Here is a 15,777-nt window from a genome sequence, read left to right on the forward strand (position 1 = left end):
ATTTTATATAAAATATAATATTATGAATCTTTTTTAAATCTTAAAACCTTCTGAGAACAGCTCTATGTCTATGTTTTTTGAGTTTGGCAAGCATTTTGCAAAATAAACCGCGAATGATTGAAAGATCATAACAAGTAGTAAATAGTAAAATTAAAAAATAAAATTATGAAGAAGTTATTTTTAGGACTGGCATTAACTGCTGGAACATTAGCTTTCGCTCAGGAATCAACAACTGTAAATACATCACCTCTTAAAAAAGATGTTCAACCTGTAAGGTTTGGTATTAAAGCCGGAGGAAACTCAGCGTATTTCAGTGCTCAGAAATTTGGTATGAACAGCCAGAAATTAGGTTTCCATGCAGGAGCTTTTGTGAACATTCCAATCTCTAAACAATTCAGCTTACAACCGGAAGTTTTATATAACCAAATGGGAGCAAGAGATGTGATCTCTTCTGAAACAGTTTATGATAAAACTACAACAGTTCAGGATAAAGTAACAATGAATTATATTTCAGTTCCTTTAATGGTTCAGATGAGACCAATGGATAAATTTTATGTGGAAGCAGGGCCTGAATTCAGTTATTTCATTAACGGAAAAATGAAAGGTGATGTAACTACTAAAAATACTGTAGGAGGTACTACCACTACTGTAACCCAGTCTCACTCTGAGGACATTAACAAAGATGAGATCAATAAATTTAACTTTGGTTTAGCTCTAGGTTTAGGATATGATATTACTAATAATATCGGAATCAACGCAAGATATACCAACAGCTTAACAAAGATTGATAAAATGAGTACAGCTGCATACAATAACAATAGAGTTTTCCAATTAGGTCTAAACTATAAGTTTTAATCAATACTAACCAATTTTTTAACTCCAGATGCATGCAAATGCATCGCATAAAATAGCCGGAAGAATTTCTTCCGGCTATTTATATTTTGGCTCATTAGAATCTGGAAACTGATATATTTGATGCAGTTCAGAAATGAAACTATAAATTTGACACTTTCACCCTTTCTTCATTAAACTATTATTCAAATATCCTGGGATCATCGCTAATCACCCCATCAATTCCCATATTTTTTAATTCCTGTAACCTTTCTTTGGTATTAACAGTCCATGGAATTACCTTCATCCCTAATGAATGGCATTCCTGTACGAGTTCAGGGGTAACCAATCTGTGGTCCGGACTATAGATGGTTGGTGTAAAGCTTAAAAATTTCATATCTCCTGATACTCCATTGAGATGATTTGGATAGAGTTTAAATTTCTCTAAGGGAATATTTTTAAAATAATACTGCTGTTGGGCTAATTTCTTATCATCAACCTTTTCTACAAGTAGAGCTGTCATTATTTTAGGATATTCTTTATGGATGATCTCAAGTGTTCTTGGGTCAAAAGACTGGATAATAACCCTATCCTGAATTCTTTTTTCTACAATGATCTTCATCATCAGATCTACAAATTCTTTAGGTTCCGGATGAAAGATATTGTCAGAGAAAGGACGGGTTTTAGTTTCGATATTATAATAAGGTAAAGGTCTTTTCAACTCACGGGAATAAGATTCACAAGCATCTATAATGTCTGAAAAAAGAGGTTTCTGTACCTTCATTTTCTTCTGATCAGGATAATTTTCCAATTTCTTTAGTCCTACATCAAATGTCTGAATTTTTGCATAAGGCATCTCATAAATTTTGTAATAAAAACCAGAATCTTTTGGAATATAAGTTCCATCAGGTTTTGTGACTAATTCAGGCGAAAGGAAAGAATCATGAGATAAGATCACTTTTTTATCTTTTGTAATGGCAAGATCCATTTCCAAAGTGGTAACATTCATTTTTAAGGCGTTTTTCATGGCTGGAATTGTATTCTCCGGATAAAGGGATTTTCCACCACGATGGGCCTGATTATCGAAAGTTTGTGCTGAATAAAGTTGAGTGGCAATAAGAAATATACCTGATAAAAATGCATTCTTCATATCCTTGATTTTAATCTTATAAAATTAAAACTTACCTGTGTACTGTATAATACCGGAATATTAAGGATATGCTACATTTCATCGTTTTTTTTAATGAAATAAAGTCTTTCTGAATATAGTTTTAAGCAATATGAAAAAGAGTTCTGAGACTCCCTGGAATGACATAGTATAATGTATAATTAAAAAAAAGAGCCAGGCATTTACTACCTGGCTCTCTCTATTTTATGTAAGAAATATTAATTAAATAATTCTACCTCCTCTCCTTTTCCTACCGGATATTCTTCTGTGAAGCATCCAAAACAGTGGTTAGAAGATCCTAAAATTTCTTTTAAATTATCTATGCTTAAAAACTCTAAAGAATCTACTCCTAAATACTTTCTAAGTTCTTCTGTAGACATATTTGCTGAGATCAGATCATCTTTTGACGGGGTATCAATACCCAGATAACATGGAGCAATAATGGGTGGAGAAACACTCCTGAAGTGGATCTCTTTTACGCCTGCATCTTTCAGAATCTTAACCAGTCTTTTAGAGGTCGTTCCACGAACAATAGAGTCATCAATGATTACTACCCTTTTATCTTTCATCTCTGAAATAATCGGGTTCAGCTTAAGGTTCACTACCCTTTCTCTCATCTCCTGTGTAGGAACAATGAAACTTCTTCCGATGTATCTGTTTTTAATCAAAACAGGACGGAAAGGTATTCCTGAAGCTTTTGAGAATCCAATAGCAGCAGGAACTCCGGAATCAGGAACCCCGATGACCAAATCAGCATCTACAGGAGCCTGTTCCCAGATCTTTTCACCGGATTTTTCTCTGATTTCATAAACATTAATGTTTTCTAAAGTAGAGTCAGGTCTTGCAAAGTAGATGTATTCAAAAGAACAGATTCTCTGTTTTCCTTTGGCTTCATCCATCATATAAGAATGAAGTTTTCCAGGCTCATTTTCATTGGTATAAATGATCTCTCCGGGAAGAATATCACGTACATACTGAGCTCCTACAGCATCTAATGCTACAGATTCGGAAGCCACTACATAAGAATGTTCATTAATAGCTCCTAAAACTAATGGGCGAATACCATTGAAGTCTCTGAAAGCAAAGAATTTATTTCTTGTCATTCCTACTACTGAATAAGCACCTTTAATTTTCTCCATAGTAGCTTTAATGGCTCCACGAAGTCCAAGATCTAGGTTTTTCTGAATTAACCTTAAGATCACCTCAGAATCGGAAGTCGCCCTGAAAACTACGCCTTCAGCTTCTAATTCTGTTTTTAATTCTTTCGCATTGGTAAGGTTACCGTTGTGCGCTATAGAAAGTATAATCTGGTCATATTCGTTTTTCGCGAAGAATGGCTGGAAGTTATATTTCTTTTTATCTCCTGCAGTCGTATAACGAGTGTGTCCGATTGCAGAATTTCCCATAAAAGTTTCAGGTTCCTGAATGTCTTTATAAACATCTAAAACCAGTCCTTCATCTTTCATATTGGTAATTCTACCGTCCTTTAAAACGGAAATACCACATGCTTCCTGACCTCTGTGCTGTAATGCAAAAAGCCCGAACTGTGAAAGAGAAAAAGTATCCAGGTCTTCATCTGAATAGAGTCCGAAGATCCCACATTCTTCATTAGGAGAATCTAATCTTTCCTCTTCCTGAGTTCTGAAAAGATTCCTTCCGTAAACCTGGTTTTCAAACTGTTTTAAATATTCACTTTTATGAATGTCTAAACTTTTCATTTCTATTTTTTCTAATTGTAGATCTTAGAAGTCAGATTTCAGATCTCAGACTAAAAGCTAACTTCAAATTTTAATTTTGTTTTAACTAACAAAGTATTTTCAGCACCAATGTCTGATATGTGAAATCTGATGTCTGAAATCTTATTTCTGTAAAAGATTTTTAAGACGGTTGTAAATTTCTACATAAGCCTCAGTAACTTCTCCTAAATCTCTTCTGAATCTATCTTTATCTAATTTCTTCATCGTATCCTTATCCCAAAGTCTGCATGTATCAGGAGAAATCTCGTCTGCAAGGATGATCTCGCCATCTGAAGTTTTTCCTAATTCGATTTTGAAGTCTACAAGGATGATGTTCATCTTATCGAACAGATCGATAAGGATCTCATTAATGTCTGATGTTAATTCATACATTTCATCAAGTTCCTCATAAGTAGCAGCTCCTAAAAATACGGCATGGTGATCGTTGATAAGCGGATCTCCCAATTCGTCTTTTTTATAGCAGATATCAAAGATTGTTACCGGAGACTTGATTCCTTCCTCTACTCCTAATCTTTGTGCCATACTTCCTGCAGAGTAGTTTCTTACAACCATTTCCAAAGGAATAATGGATACTTTTTTTACCAACTGCTCTCTTTCGTCCAATTGTTTGATGAAATGAGTTTTGATTCCTTTTTCATTTAAATATTCAAAAATAAGGGTTGTGATCGCATTGTTCATCTCCCCTTTCAGGTCAACCTGGCCTTTCTTTTGAGCGTTAAATGCTGTAGCATCGTCTTTGAAACGTACTACTACTTCATCAGGATTATCGGTAGCAAATACCTGTTTTGCTTTCCCCTCGTACAACATTTCTTTCTTTTGACTCATAATTTTACTTTCTAAATTGTAGTTAGATTTATTGATTTATTTTATTATTATTCCTGTTAAGACCGCCAGTCCAAAACTTAACAATGTACCAATTAATACATATTCCGTAAGCTTTCTCTGTTTTGCCTGTGCAAGGTCGCTGAACCTGAATACAGATTTGGCAGCCACCATGAAACCTACCCCTTCCCAGTGATTCACCATAATAAAAGTGAATACCAGCAGACGTTCTAAAATTCCGATATATTTTCCGGCACTTGTTAAAGATTCGGTTTGAATAGTGTTGGGTCCATCCGGAGCGGGTGTCCAGGATGACAATAGTATTTTGATAAAGATGGAAGCCGGTGTTGTAAGAAACAAGGCTGCCATAAGTATTTTTAAAAACTCCTGATTCTGTAAAAAACTGAAGTTAAATTCACCAAAATAAAAGGACACCCCTGCAATCACTAAAACATGAAGCAGCTGGTCTATGAAAAACCATCTTTTTTTCGTTTTTGCCTTCTGGAAACTAAGCTTAGCAGCATCAATAATGAAGTGCGTAATGCCAATTAATACAGCAACCCACCAAAGTTGAAGATCCCAAAGAAAAATAAGACTTAAAGCGATATGAATCAGAACATGAAAGTATAAAAACTTACTTTTCAGTTTATTGTTCTCCTTATCAGCAACCCATGAATTTGGCTGAAGTATAAAATCTCCGAGTAGATGTGCCAATATGAGTTTGATAAAGATCATGCTTATAGTTCTGATATTTTCTTTCTGAAATACTGATTGGTTTCCACGATGAGCTCATAGTTGGCTCGTTTCAGTCTCTGGCTTATAGAAGACTGTGAAATAGCAAATCTTTTGGCAAGATCCTCCTGGGTAATATCCTGATTCATGATCATTTCATGAATAATCTCTGAAGTAGCCATAGTCCAGTTATCAAAATCCTTAGATGACCATTTCAATAAAATATTAAGATCCCTGTCTACAGAATCGTTTGAAGTTTTAATTGCTACGGTGTGCCCATCACTCTTCAAATCGTCCAGAAGTCTCCCGGAATTCACATAAGCAGTACCATTAGATTCAGTGATCTTTTCAGAAGAAAAACTTTCTTCACCAATACCTATGGCCATTCTTACATCCAGGTTTTCCTGACTTTTAATAAGGGATTTTATGGCTAGAAAACGCCAGAAAACAGAGTCAATACTGCATTTAAACTGAAATTCATCTCCCCTGTAGATTTCCCATGTATAAGGAGCACTTCCCCAGGTTTCGAGAAGATTTTTAAGCTTGGTAATCCAAACTTCAGTGTCTGCATGCTGTGAATTTATAATATCACCAGTAATGACCGCTATCATACTGCAAATATAAGCATAATTACTTATAAATAAAAAATATAAGCAGAAACACTTATAGATATTGATTATTAGTGAATATGCTTATATCGATTATATAGTAACCGTAAGGTTTTTAAGGATTTAGATGAATTTTAAAATTACAAAAAAGTAAAATAAAATGAAAGGTTTTCATGATGAGCGGAATATTAACTCAACTTTTTTTATATTTTTTTATTCGAGAAGCTGCTTCCTGCTATCCGCTCATACTCCTCGCGCCCGGCTTTTCCTGCCGTATGCTGTGGGGTAACCGCTACTATCAGGGCTAAATAACCTTGTCAAGATTTCAAACCCCGGCAAGGTTAAATTATCTCTAAAAAAATAAAACCTAACAGGTTTCAAAAACCTGTTAGGTTGGTATGAAGTATATACTCTTGCTCTATTTCTTAATAAACTGCTGGGTGTGATCATCCAGTCTTAAAATATAGGTTCCTGTAGGAATTCCTTGTACAGAAATATCTTTCTTGTTTCTGAACGGATCTTTCTCTGTTAGAATCACTTTTCCTGAAAAATCAATGATCTGAGCTGTTTTTATTTTTTCAATTTCCCCGTTTACAAAAAGGCGATCATATACTGGGTTTGGATATATTCCTAATTTTTTATCTTTGGATGCAATAAGTTCTGTTGTGGACAGTGTTCCAAGGTTTTGACAGTAATTGGATGGATAAGAGTCCCATTCTCCGATACTAAATGTACTATTGGGCTGATTGACTGAGCTCTTTCTATATAATGAAACATTACCGTTGTTATTGGATACGTATTTTGTACCAATCGCGTCTACAGTAATTGTTTTATTATAAGCGAGTTCTACATAACTTTCGCCTTTGAAAGTCATGGGATCAGAAGCCGTGACAAATTTAGCCTGATTATTAGAATAACACGATAAAGTAGCTTTGGGATTCAGGATTACAAAAATTTCATTATTGCCTATTTTACCTTCCAATTCATAAGTATCTGCATTATAAATAGCTCCTGAAACATTATTCTTAAGCTGAATATTAACCCTATAATTATTTAAATTAACTTCATGCCCCGTCTTATTTACAATTTCCAATGCATTATTCTTAATAGTATTGGTTATATTATTGGTTCCTGAGATATACTTTGTGATCATAAGATCAGCAGCATATGAGTCTGAAGCAATAGTGGCAGCTGTAACAGCATTACTGAACGGAGACTCCAGATATCCTTTATCAAAAGCCTTTACTGTAAATGTATAGGTCGTAGACGGGTTCAGGTGATCTATAGTTATAGAAGTTCCTTTGGTAACGGCAACAGGGGTTACTGAATCATTCATATACACCCTGTATCCTAAAATATCTGTATCAGGTGATGCAGCCCAATTCAGGTTGACAAAATAAGCATTTTGTTGCGTTGAAACCAGAGATCCGGGAGCTGCAGGAGCAATATTATCTGGGGTTTCAGACCAGATCATGTCAATCCATTCGGGATGGTCAATGAACGGATTTCTATTTTTCTGTATGGTATATATTGCATTATTTCTATCAATTTCTCTCTGTGAAACAGGATCCATTGCACTCCATTGCTTAAGCATAGCAACATAAGGAATATCAATTGCTCTTTCTTCTGTCCCGTCAAGCGGGCATTGATCTGTAGCGGGTGTTATTGTTGCAGATGTGCTGTATGCCGTATTAAACGAGCCTAATTTACCTTCATATCTCACAGCGAAATACAGTAAAGTTCTCGCAACATCTCCTTTGAATTCATCAATAGGCTCATAGACCCTTCCCGCATAAGGATAATTAGGAATTGCAGCCTTGGATATCTTCGAAGTGTTGGTGAAAGTATAATAATTAGTAGTACCTGCTATTCCATAAGGATAGTTATTTCTTAGCTGATTGATTCTGGCGTCTGCCGGAACAATAAAATTCAGATCTGAATACATGGGATAATCACTAATCTTAGAGCTTGTGCTGAATGTACTTTGAGGCATCATGTGCTCCCTGTTATACCCCATTCCTTCAGCACTTGCACCTGAAACCAATTGATCTATTTTGTATTCATAAGCATCTTGTCCTAATGGGATTTCGGAATAGATATCCAGAAGATATTCAGTATTAGAAGCATTATGATCATAATATTTATCTAGATCCGTCTGGCTGTAAAATCCAGGAAGATCATCATAATGCCAATTGACAGTTTTTTCTGAAATAATATCATGAAGTTTAGATTTCAGGGCATAACCAGTTAATCCGGTTGTACCATTATAATATCCGGCAGGAGCCTGCGCAGAAATATAAGAAGAAATTAAAATAATAGGAAGTAGAATTTTTTTCATGCCTTAAAAATTGGGAGGCTAAATTAGTAAAATAAAATACGCAAAAGTTTGAATATTTTATTAAGAAAATATTAAATATTGAAATATAAAAAATTGGAAATTAAAATATTGGGTACGATCCTATTATGGATGTAATAATTTTTTTTAGCATTCCGTCAATTTGGTTATCTTTGGGAACTAACTATTATCAATATGAATACAGAGACAATTGACAACATCAAAATGATAGCGGAGACAGCTAGAGAATTTGCAGAGAAGAATATCCGACCGAATATTATGGAGTGGGATGAAAGCCAGACTTTTCCAAAAGATTTATTTCACCAACTGGGAGAAATGGGTTTTATGGGAATCGTAGTGCCTGAGCAGTACGGAGGTTCCGGTTTAGGTTATCACGAATATGTTACTATCCTGGATGAAATTTCTCAGGTAGACCCGTCTATTGGCCTTTCTGTAGCAGCGCACAACTCTCTTTGTACAAATCATATTTATGAGTTTGGAAATGAAGAACAGAGACATAAATGGCTTCCTCAGTTGGCTTCCGGAAAAGTAATCGGAGCTTGGGGATTAACGGAGCACAACACCGGTTCAGATTCAGGAGGTATGTCTACCACTGCCGTGAAAGATGGTGATGAATGGATCATCAGCGGAGCTAAAAACTTTATCACCCACGCTATTTCAGGAGATATTGCGGTAGTAATGACCAGAACAGGTGAAATAGGAGCTAAAAATAACTCTACGGCTTTTGTTTTAGAAAAAGGAATGCCCGGATTTACTTCAGGAAAAAAAGAAAATAAATTAGGAATGCGTGCTTCTGAAACGGCAGAATTAATTTTTGATAACGTACGTGTACCGGATTCTTACCGTTTAGGTGAAGTAGGTGAAGGTTTCAAGCAAGCTATGAAAATCCTTGACGGAGGTAGAATTTCTATCGCTGCATTAAGTTTAGGTACTGCAAGAGGAGCTTACAAAGCGGCTTTAAAATATGCTAAAGAAAGACACCAGTTCGGAAAATCAATCTCTGAATTCCAGGCAATCAACTTTATGCTGGCTGATATGGCTACAGAAATTGATGCTTCAGAACTTTTGATCCAAAGAGCAGCAACATTGAAAAATGCGAAACAAAAAATGACAAAAGAAGGAGCAATGGCAAAATTATATGCTTCTGAAGCTTGTGTAAGAATTTCCAACAATGCTGTTCAGATCTTCGGAGGTTACGGATATACAAAAGACTTCCCAGCTGAGAAATTCTATAGAGATTCTAAGCTTTGCACTATTGGTGAAGGAACTTCTGAGATCCAGAGACTGGTGATCGGAAGAGATATTACAAAATAATTTTAATCTTCATACAAATGATCAAACAGGCACTTTTAAGTGAATTTCTGCATGAAGCGGAAAACACCAGAAAAATTTTAAAAGCAATACCTGACAGCGCTTTAGACTGGAAACCGTCTGAAAAAAACTGGACTACCGGTCAGCTAGCCTCTCATATTGCAGAAGTTTACAACTGGTACGACCCAACCTTTAACCAGGATGTTTTTGACATGGGTAACTATCAGTACGATAAAGGTGATATTTCCAAAGCTGAAAATATTGTAGCGAAATTTGAAGAAAATGTAGCTAGAGCACAGAAAGTCCTGGAAGATTCCGATGAAAGCACTTATTTCAACGAATGGAAGATGGAAATGAATGGGAATGCTATATTCCCTGCTTCCCCAAGAATCCAGGTTATAAGAGGTTTTCTTTACAATCATTTGTACCATCACAGAGGTGAGCTGGTTGTTTATTTAAGATCAACCGGAAATAAAGTTCCCGGACTTTACGGCCCTACTGCTGATGATAAAATGTAACTAAAAATTACTTTAATTGATAATGAATGACATGCGTAAATTACGCATGTCATTTTTTCATTTTGGGACATTGTCGTTTTAAGGATATTCAATGTATTACATAATATGTTAAATGCATAATCAAAAAAAATCTTAAAAATTTTTGTTTTTCGTAATATAATTTTTATTAATTTCGATTTACCATAATAAAAACAAATATTTAATATGAAAAGACAATTAACCCTGCTTGGGATGCTTCTTATTACCGGAGTTGCCTTCGCACAGACTGACCGCCTTTGGTCTCAGGAAGTTTCAAGAACAGCTTCACAGCCTTTTGAAAACAAAACCAGCATTCGAAACCCCAAATTATTCAACCTGAATATCGATGGATTGAAGAATGCCCTTGCTAAAGCACCAAAGAGACTGGCAGTCGGCGAAAAATCAGAAGTCATCATTTCCTTTCCGAACTCTGATGGTAAAATGGAAAATTTCAAAGTAAAAGAAAATTCCAACTTCACTCCCGAATTGGCAGCCAAATATCCAGACATTAAATCTTATGTTGGCCAAGGGCTTGAAGATCCTAATTCAACAGTGTATTTCAGTATTTCTCCACTAGGCCTGTCGTCTATGGAAATCTATGGTGATAAATCAGCTGTTTTTATTGAGCCTTATTCAAAAGATCTTTCTACGTATGTTGTTTACAAAAAATCTGATAAAAATGATGATCTTAGTAAATTTGAATGTACTGTAATAGATGTAGCTAAAAAAGGAGTATCTAATACCAGTATTGCAGCAAGACCTAACGCTGATGACGCTAAATTAAGAACATTCAGACTGGCATTATCCTGTACAGGTGAATATACTACTTATTTTGGAGGAACAAAAGCTCAGGCACTGGCAGCAATGAACAACACAATGACCCGTGTGAACGGTGTTTTTGAAAAAGATTTCGCTGCAAGAATGGTTCTTATTGCTAATAACGATGCTGTAATTTATACGAATGCTTCTACGGATCCTTACTCTGCTTCATCCGGAATGAGCAGCTGGAATTCTCAGTTACAAAGTACACTTACTTCTGTTATTGGAGAAGCGAATTACGATATCGGACACTTATTTGGTGCTTCCGGAGGTGGAGGAAACGCAGGATGCATTGGCTGTATTTGTACCAATGGCTCAAAAGGAAGTGGCTATACTTCCCCTGCAGATTCAATTCCTTCAGGAGATAATTTTGATATCGATTATGTAGCTCATGAAATGGGCCATCAATTCGGTGGAAATCATACCTTTTCTCATGGAAATGAAGGCACAGGCGTGAATATGGAACCAGGCTCAGGATCAACCATTATGGGATATGCAGGAATTACCAGCCAGGATGTTCAGCCTCACTCCGATGCATTTTTCCATGCTGTAAGTATCCAACAAATCACCAATAACATTAAAGCTAAAACCTGTTCAGTCAATACGAATACAGGAAATTCTATTCCAACAGCAAATGCAGGTTCAGACTATACAATTCCAAAAGGAACACCATTTGTATTAACCGGAACCGGAACAGATGCAGACGGAGATTCATTAACCTATATCTGGGAACAGATGGATAATGCTTCTTCTTCTCAAACCGGAGCAAGCTCTGCTGCAAGCGCAACAAAAGCTTCAGGTCCTAACTTCAGATCATGGGCACCAACAACTGTTCCTACAAGATATTTCCCAAGAATGGCTTCTATCTTAGCTGGAGCAACCACAACAGCCGGTTCGGAAATTACTGTAGAAGCCCTTTCTTCAGTAGCAAGAACATTAAATTTCAGATTTACCACCCGTGACAACAAGGCTGGAGGTTCAGGAAACAATTCAGATGATGCTGTAATTACAGTAAACAGTACTGCAGGACCTTTTGCTGTGACGTCTCAAAACTCAGCAACAACTTATACCGGCGGAAGTTCACAAACCGTAACATGGGATGTGGCAGGAACTACAGCTAATGGTGTAAATACGGCTAATGTAGATATTCTTTGGTCTACAGACAGCGGGAATACATGGACTACTCTATTATCAGCAACTCCTAACGATGGTTCACAAGCTGTAACAATTCCTAATGCTTCTACCACTACAGGAAGACTTATGGTAAAAGGTTCTAATCATATTTTCTTCGATGTAAATAATGCCAATATTTCTGTAAATGCAGGATCAGGAACCCCTGATACGGTTGCTCCTACAGCACCTACCCTTGCAGCTTCAGGAACTACTTCTACAAGTACAAACCTTTCCTGGTCAGGTGCTACAGATAATGTAGGCGTTACAGGATATGATGTGTACATGGGAGCTTCATTAATCGGTTCTACAGCATCTACTACCTATACCGTAACAAGCTTAACTCCGTCCACTACCTATAGTTTCTCTGTAAAAGCAAAAGATGCAGCAGGTAATGCATCCTCTTCAAGTAATACAGTGAATGTTACAACACTTGCCGGTGGAGGAACTGTTACTTACTGTTCAGCTTCAGCATCCAATACTGCTGATGAAAGAATAGGAAATGTGAAATTCGGGACTATCAATAATACTTCAACAGGAACAGCAGGATATGAAAACTTTACAACCGTTTCTACTAACGTAACGAAAGGAACTGCTTATACACTTTCTATCACTCCGGTTTGGACTTCTACGAAGTACAATGAGGCTTATGCTGTTTATATTGATTATAACGGAGATGGAGACTTTACAGACAGTGGTGAACTTGTATGGTCAAAAGCAGGTTCTACAACAACGCCTGTTACAGGATCAGTTACTATTCCATCAACAGCAACTCTTGGTTCAACAAGAATGAGAGTGATGATGAAATACAGCTCTATTACTACTTCATCTTGTGAAGCTTATACCTACGGACAAGTTGAAGATTACACTGTTAACATTGTTTCTTCAGGAAGAGGAGAACTTTCGAATACAAATAATCTGATTACAGATATCAAACTATACCCTAACCCTGTAAAAGATATTATGTATATCTCCAATACAACATCTGAAGAATATAAAATCTTTGATATGGGAGGAAAAGTAGTTAACTCAGGAAAACTTCAGAGAGGATCTGTGAATGTAAGCAACCTGATTAAAGGAGCTTATACCATTCAGATCGGTGAAGTATCAAAACGATTTATTATAAATTAATAACTATTAAAATTAAAATAACACAAAAGACTGTTCTACATGGAACAGTCTTTCTTTTTATCGCTGTTTTAATTGTTATTTTTCATTTAATTATAGAATCTATTGCCAATAATTGAAATATCCTATGATAATTTTGAATTTTAAATAATCCTTTTTTCATAGTTTTAAACAAGATAAATAAAATTACACTTTTATATGAAAAAACAATTATTGATGATGGGAATGCTTGTACTATCAGGTTTTTCCTTCGCACAGACAGATCATCTATGGACTCAAGGGGTGGAAAGAAATTCTTCACCTGTTTTTGAAAACATGATTAATATAAGAAGTCCGAAAATTCTCCAATTAAATATCAATGGGTTGAAAAATTCATTGGCAAGTGCTCCTAAAAGATTGACTGCTGGTGAAAAATCTCAAATTATCATTTCTTTCCCCAATGCGGAAGGTAAGATGGAAAAGTTTAAGGTGACAGAAAATTCAAATTTCCAGCCCGAACTGGCATCAAAGTACCCGGACATTAAGTCTTACATTGGAGAAGGTATAGAAAATCCTGACGCAACAGTTTACTTTAGTATTTCCCCTTTAGGGCTTTCTTTTATGGAAATTTATGGGGATAAATCGGCCACTTTTATTGAACCTTATACTAAAGATTTATCTTCTTATGTGATTTATAAGAAATCTGATAGAAAAGATAACTTAAGTAAGTTTGAATGTACCGTACTAGAGTCAGCCCAAAAAGGAACTTCTTCAAAAATTGCTGCCAGAAATGCCAATGATTCAACACTGAGGACATTTAAATTAGCTCTTTCCTGTACAGGAGAATACACAACGTATTTCGGTGGAACGAAAGCACTGGCGTTAGCAGCGATGAACAATACTATGACCCGTGTAAACGGTATTTTTGAAAAAGATTTTTCAGCAAGAATGGTTATTATTGCTAATAATGATCAATTAATTTATACCAACGCCTCTACAGACCCTTATTCAGACGCAAACGTAGGAACTGCTAAAATCAATGCTAATAATACCAAAGGCTGGAGTTTGCAATTACAAAATACACTGACTGATGTTATAGGAAATAACACCTATGACATTGGACATTTGTTCGGAGCTACAGGAGGCGGAGGCAACGCCGGATGTATTGGTTGCATTTGTGTAGATGATACATCATCTACTTTAGATAAAAATAAAGGAAGCGGTTATACCTCTCCAGCAAACGCTATCCCTTCAGGTGATGCTTTTGATGTCGATTATGTAGCTCATGAAATGGGGCATCAGTTCGGCGGTAATCACACCTTTTCTTTTGACAATGAAGGCACTGGAGTCAATATGGAGCCCGGATCAGGTTCTACAATCATGGGGTATGCAGGAATTACAGATCAGGATATCCAGCCTAATTCTGATGCATTTTTCCATGCTATAAGCATTCAGCAGATTACCAATAATATTAAAACGAAAACATGTTCTGTAGATACATCTACAGGAAATTCAATTCCTACAGCCAATGCAGGTTTAGATTATACCATTCCTAAAAGCACACCTTTTATGCTGACCGGATCGGGCACCGATGCAAATGGGGATTCCCTTACCTATATTTGGGAACAAATAGACAATGCTTCATCTACTCAAAAAGGGACTAGCTCTGCAGCCAGTGCTACAAAAAAATCAGGCCCTAATTTCAGATCATGGACGCCTACTACCTCACCTATAAGATACTTTCCAAGAATGGCTTCCATATTAACTGGAGCAACCACTACAGCAGGTTCAGAAATTACTGTTGAAGCGCTTTCTTCAGTAGCAAGAACATTAAACTTCAGACTTACTGTTCGTGATAACAGAGCTGGAGGATCTGGAAATAATTCTGATGATACAAAGATTACGGTAAATGCTACTGCAGGCCCTTTCAATATTACTTCACAGAATAGTGCGGTTTCTTATGCTGGAGGGAGTACACAAACCATTACCTGGAATGTGGCAGGAACTACTTCAAATGGTGTAAACACAGCCAATGTAGATATCCTTTGGTCGACTAATAATGGAAGCAGCTGGACTACTCTACTGGCAGCAACCCCAAATGATGGTTCGCAGGCTGTAACAATCCCCAATGCTGCTACTACATCTGGAAGAATTATGGTAAAAGGAACCAATCATATTTTCTTTGATGTAAATAATGCCAATATCTCAGTAACTCCTAAGGCTATAAAACTTGTAGATAAAGAAGTATCAAGAGAAACATCAGCAGATATGAAACTATATCCAAATCCTGTGAAAGATGTTCTAACGATTTCAAATACAAATACTGAAGAATATAAAATCTTTGATATGTCTGGAAAACTGGTACACTCAGGAAAACTTCAAAGAGGCACTGCCAATGTAAGCAGCCTTATAAAAGGAGCCTATATGATTCAGATAGGAGAAACAACAAAACGATTCATTAAGGATTAATTGCCTTAATATAAAAAATTAAAAGATGTGAAACTGCTCTATTACAGAGCAGTTTTTTATTTGTTTATATTCAGTTAGTTATCTATTTTAC

At 36.1% G+C, this 15,777-nt stretch carries 11 protein-coding genes; 5 read left to right on the forward strand and 6 right to left on the reverse strand.

All coding sequences use genetic code 11. The features are described 5' to 3' along the window. Positions 1-165: 165 nt before the first annotated feature. Entirely contained in the window at positions 166-855 is a 690-nt protein-coding gene (locus WH267_RS24695; protein WP_115972541.1) for a porin family protein, read from the forward strand. Between the two features lie 178 nt (positions 856-1,033). Here the strand turns inward: WH267_RS24695 and WH267_RS24700 are convergent, their stop codons facing one another. The 6 genes from WH267_RS24700 to WH267_RS24725 form a co-directional block, all read right to left on the reverse strand. Next, a complete protein-coding gene (locus WH267_RS24700) occupies positions 1,034-1,981 on the reverse strand; it encodes a glycerophosphodiester phosphodiesterase family protein (RefSeq protein ID WP_340011650.1) in 948 nt (315 codons plus the stop codon). A gap of 236 nt (positions 1,982-2,217) precedes the next feature. After that, the gene (gene purF, locus WH267_RS24705; RefSeq protein WP_340011651.1) at positions 2,218-3,717 is read right to left on the reverse strand and encodes an amidophosphoribosyltransferase; all 1,500 of its coding nucleotides are present in this window, start codon (positions 3,715-3,717) and stop codon (positions 2,218-2,220) included. 141 nt (positions 3,718-3,858) lie between these two features. Beyond that, positions 3,859-4,581: a phosphoribosylaminoimidazolesuccinocarboxamide synthase gene (gene purC / locus WH267_RS24710; protein ID WP_115972544.1), complete on the reverse strand. Its 723-nt coding sequence runs from the start codon at positions 4,579-4,581 to the stop codon at positions 3,859-3,861. Positions 4,582-4,617: 36 nt separating this feature from the next. Next, entirely contained in the window at positions 4,618-5,313 is a 696-nt protein-coding gene (locus tag WH267_RS24715; protein WP_123319178.1) for a DUF3307 domain-containing protein, read from the reverse strand. Positions 5,314-5,315: 2 nt separating this feature from the next. Then, complete coding sequence (locus WH267_RS24720) at positions 5,316-5,921, reverse strand: SatD family protein (protein ID WP_115972546.1); 606 nt, start codon at positions 5,919-5,921, stop codon at positions 5,316-5,318. Between the two features lie 415 nt (positions 5,922-6,336). Then, positions 6,337-8,256, reverse strand: a complete 1,920-nt coding sequence (locus tag WH267_RS24725) for an endonuclease (RefSeq protein WP_340011652.1) — start codon at positions 8,254-8,256, stop codon at positions 6,337-6,339. A gap of 192 nt (positions 8,257-8,448) precedes the next feature. Between WH267_RS24725 and WH267_RS24730 the strand changes: the two genes are divergently transcribed. The 4 genes from WH267_RS24730 to WH267_RS24745 all read left to right on the forward strand — a co-directional run bounded on the left by WH267_RS24730 (position 8,449) and on the right by WH267_RS24745 (position 15,686). Then, positions 8,449-9,588, forward strand: coding sequence for an acyl-CoA dehydrogenase family protein (locus WH267_RS24730; RefSeq protein WP_340011653.1), 1,140 nt, complete (start codon positions 8,449-8,451; stop codon positions 9,586-9,588). Positions 9,589-9,605: 17 nt separating this feature from the next. Next, a complete protein-coding gene (locus WH267_RS24735; RefSeq protein ID WP_340011654.1) occupies positions 9,606-10,103 on the forward strand; it encodes a DinB family protein in 498 nt (165 codons plus the stop codon). A gap of 204 nt (positions 10,104-10,307) precedes the next feature. Further along, positions 10,308-13,241 carry a reprolysin-like metallopeptidase gene (locus WH267_RS24740; RefSeq protein WP_340011656.1) on the forward strand — a complete coding sequence of 978 codons (2,934 nt, stop codon included), beginning with the start codon at positions 10,308-10,310 and terminating at the stop codon, positions 13,239-13,241. A gap of 195 nt (positions 13,242-13,436) precedes the next feature. Then, the gene (locus WH267_RS24745; RefSeq protein WP_340011657.1) at positions 13,437-15,686 is read left to right on the forward strand and encodes a zinc-dependent metalloprotease; all 2,250 of its coding nucleotides are present in this window, start codon (positions 13,437-13,439) and stop codon (positions 15,684-15,686) included. Positions 15,687-15,777 lie beyond the last annotated feature (91 nt).

The organism is Chryseobacterium sp. MYb328 (assembly GCF_037572595.1).
Taxonomy (GTDB): Bacteria; Bacteroidota; Bacteroidia; order Flavobacteriales; family Weeksellaceae; genus Chryseobacterium; species Chryseobacterium pennae.

What these genes read in the sequence shown, in the direction of transcription:
- WH267_RS24695 (WP_115972541.1), top strand. Translation starts at nt 166, where the DNA reads ATGAAGAAGTTATTTTTAGGACTGGCATTAACTGCTGGAACATTAGCT.
- WH267_RS24725 (WP_340011652.1), bottom strand. Translation starts at nt 8,256, where the DNA reads ATGAAAAAAATTCTACTTCCTATTATTTTAATTTCTTCTTATATTTCT.
- WH267_RS24720 (WP_115972546.1), bottom strand. Translation starts at nt 5,921, where the DNA reads ATGATAGCGGTCATTACTGGTGATATTATAAATTCACAGCATGCAGAC.
- WH267_RS24715 (WP_123319178.1), bottom strand. Translation starts at nt 5,313, where the DNA reads ATGATCTTTATCAAACTCATATTGGCACATCTACTCGGAGATTTTATA.
- WH267_RS24740 (WP_340011656.1), top strand. Translation starts at nt 10,308, where the DNA reads ATGAAAAGACAATTAACCCTGCTTGGGATGCTTCTTATTACCGGAGTT.
- WH267_RS24700 (WP_340011650.1), bottom strand. Translation starts at nt 1,981, where the DNA reads ATGAAGAATGCATTTTTATCAGGTATATTTCTTATTGCCACTCAACTT.
- purC (WP_115972544.1), bottom strand. Translation starts at nt 4,581, where the DNA reads ATGAGTCAAAAGAAAGAAATGTTGTACGAGGGGAAAGCAAAACAGGTA.
- WH267_RS24735 (WP_340011654.1), top strand. Translation starts at nt 9,606, where the DNA reads ATGATCAAACAGGCACTTTTAAGTGAATTTCTGCATGAAGCGGAAAAC.
- WH267_RS24745 (WP_340011657.1), top strand. Translation starts at nt 13,437, where the DNA reads ATGAAAAAACAATTATTGATGATGGGAATGCTTGTACTATCAGGTTTT.
- WH267_RS24730 (WP_340011653.1), top strand. Translation starts at nt 8,449, where the DNA reads ATGAATACAGAGACAATTGACAACATCAAAATGATAGCGGAGACAGCT.
- purF (WP_340011651.1), bottom strand. Translation starts at nt 3,717, where the DNA reads ATGAAAAGTTTAGACATTCATAAAAGTGAATATTTAAAACAGTTTGAA.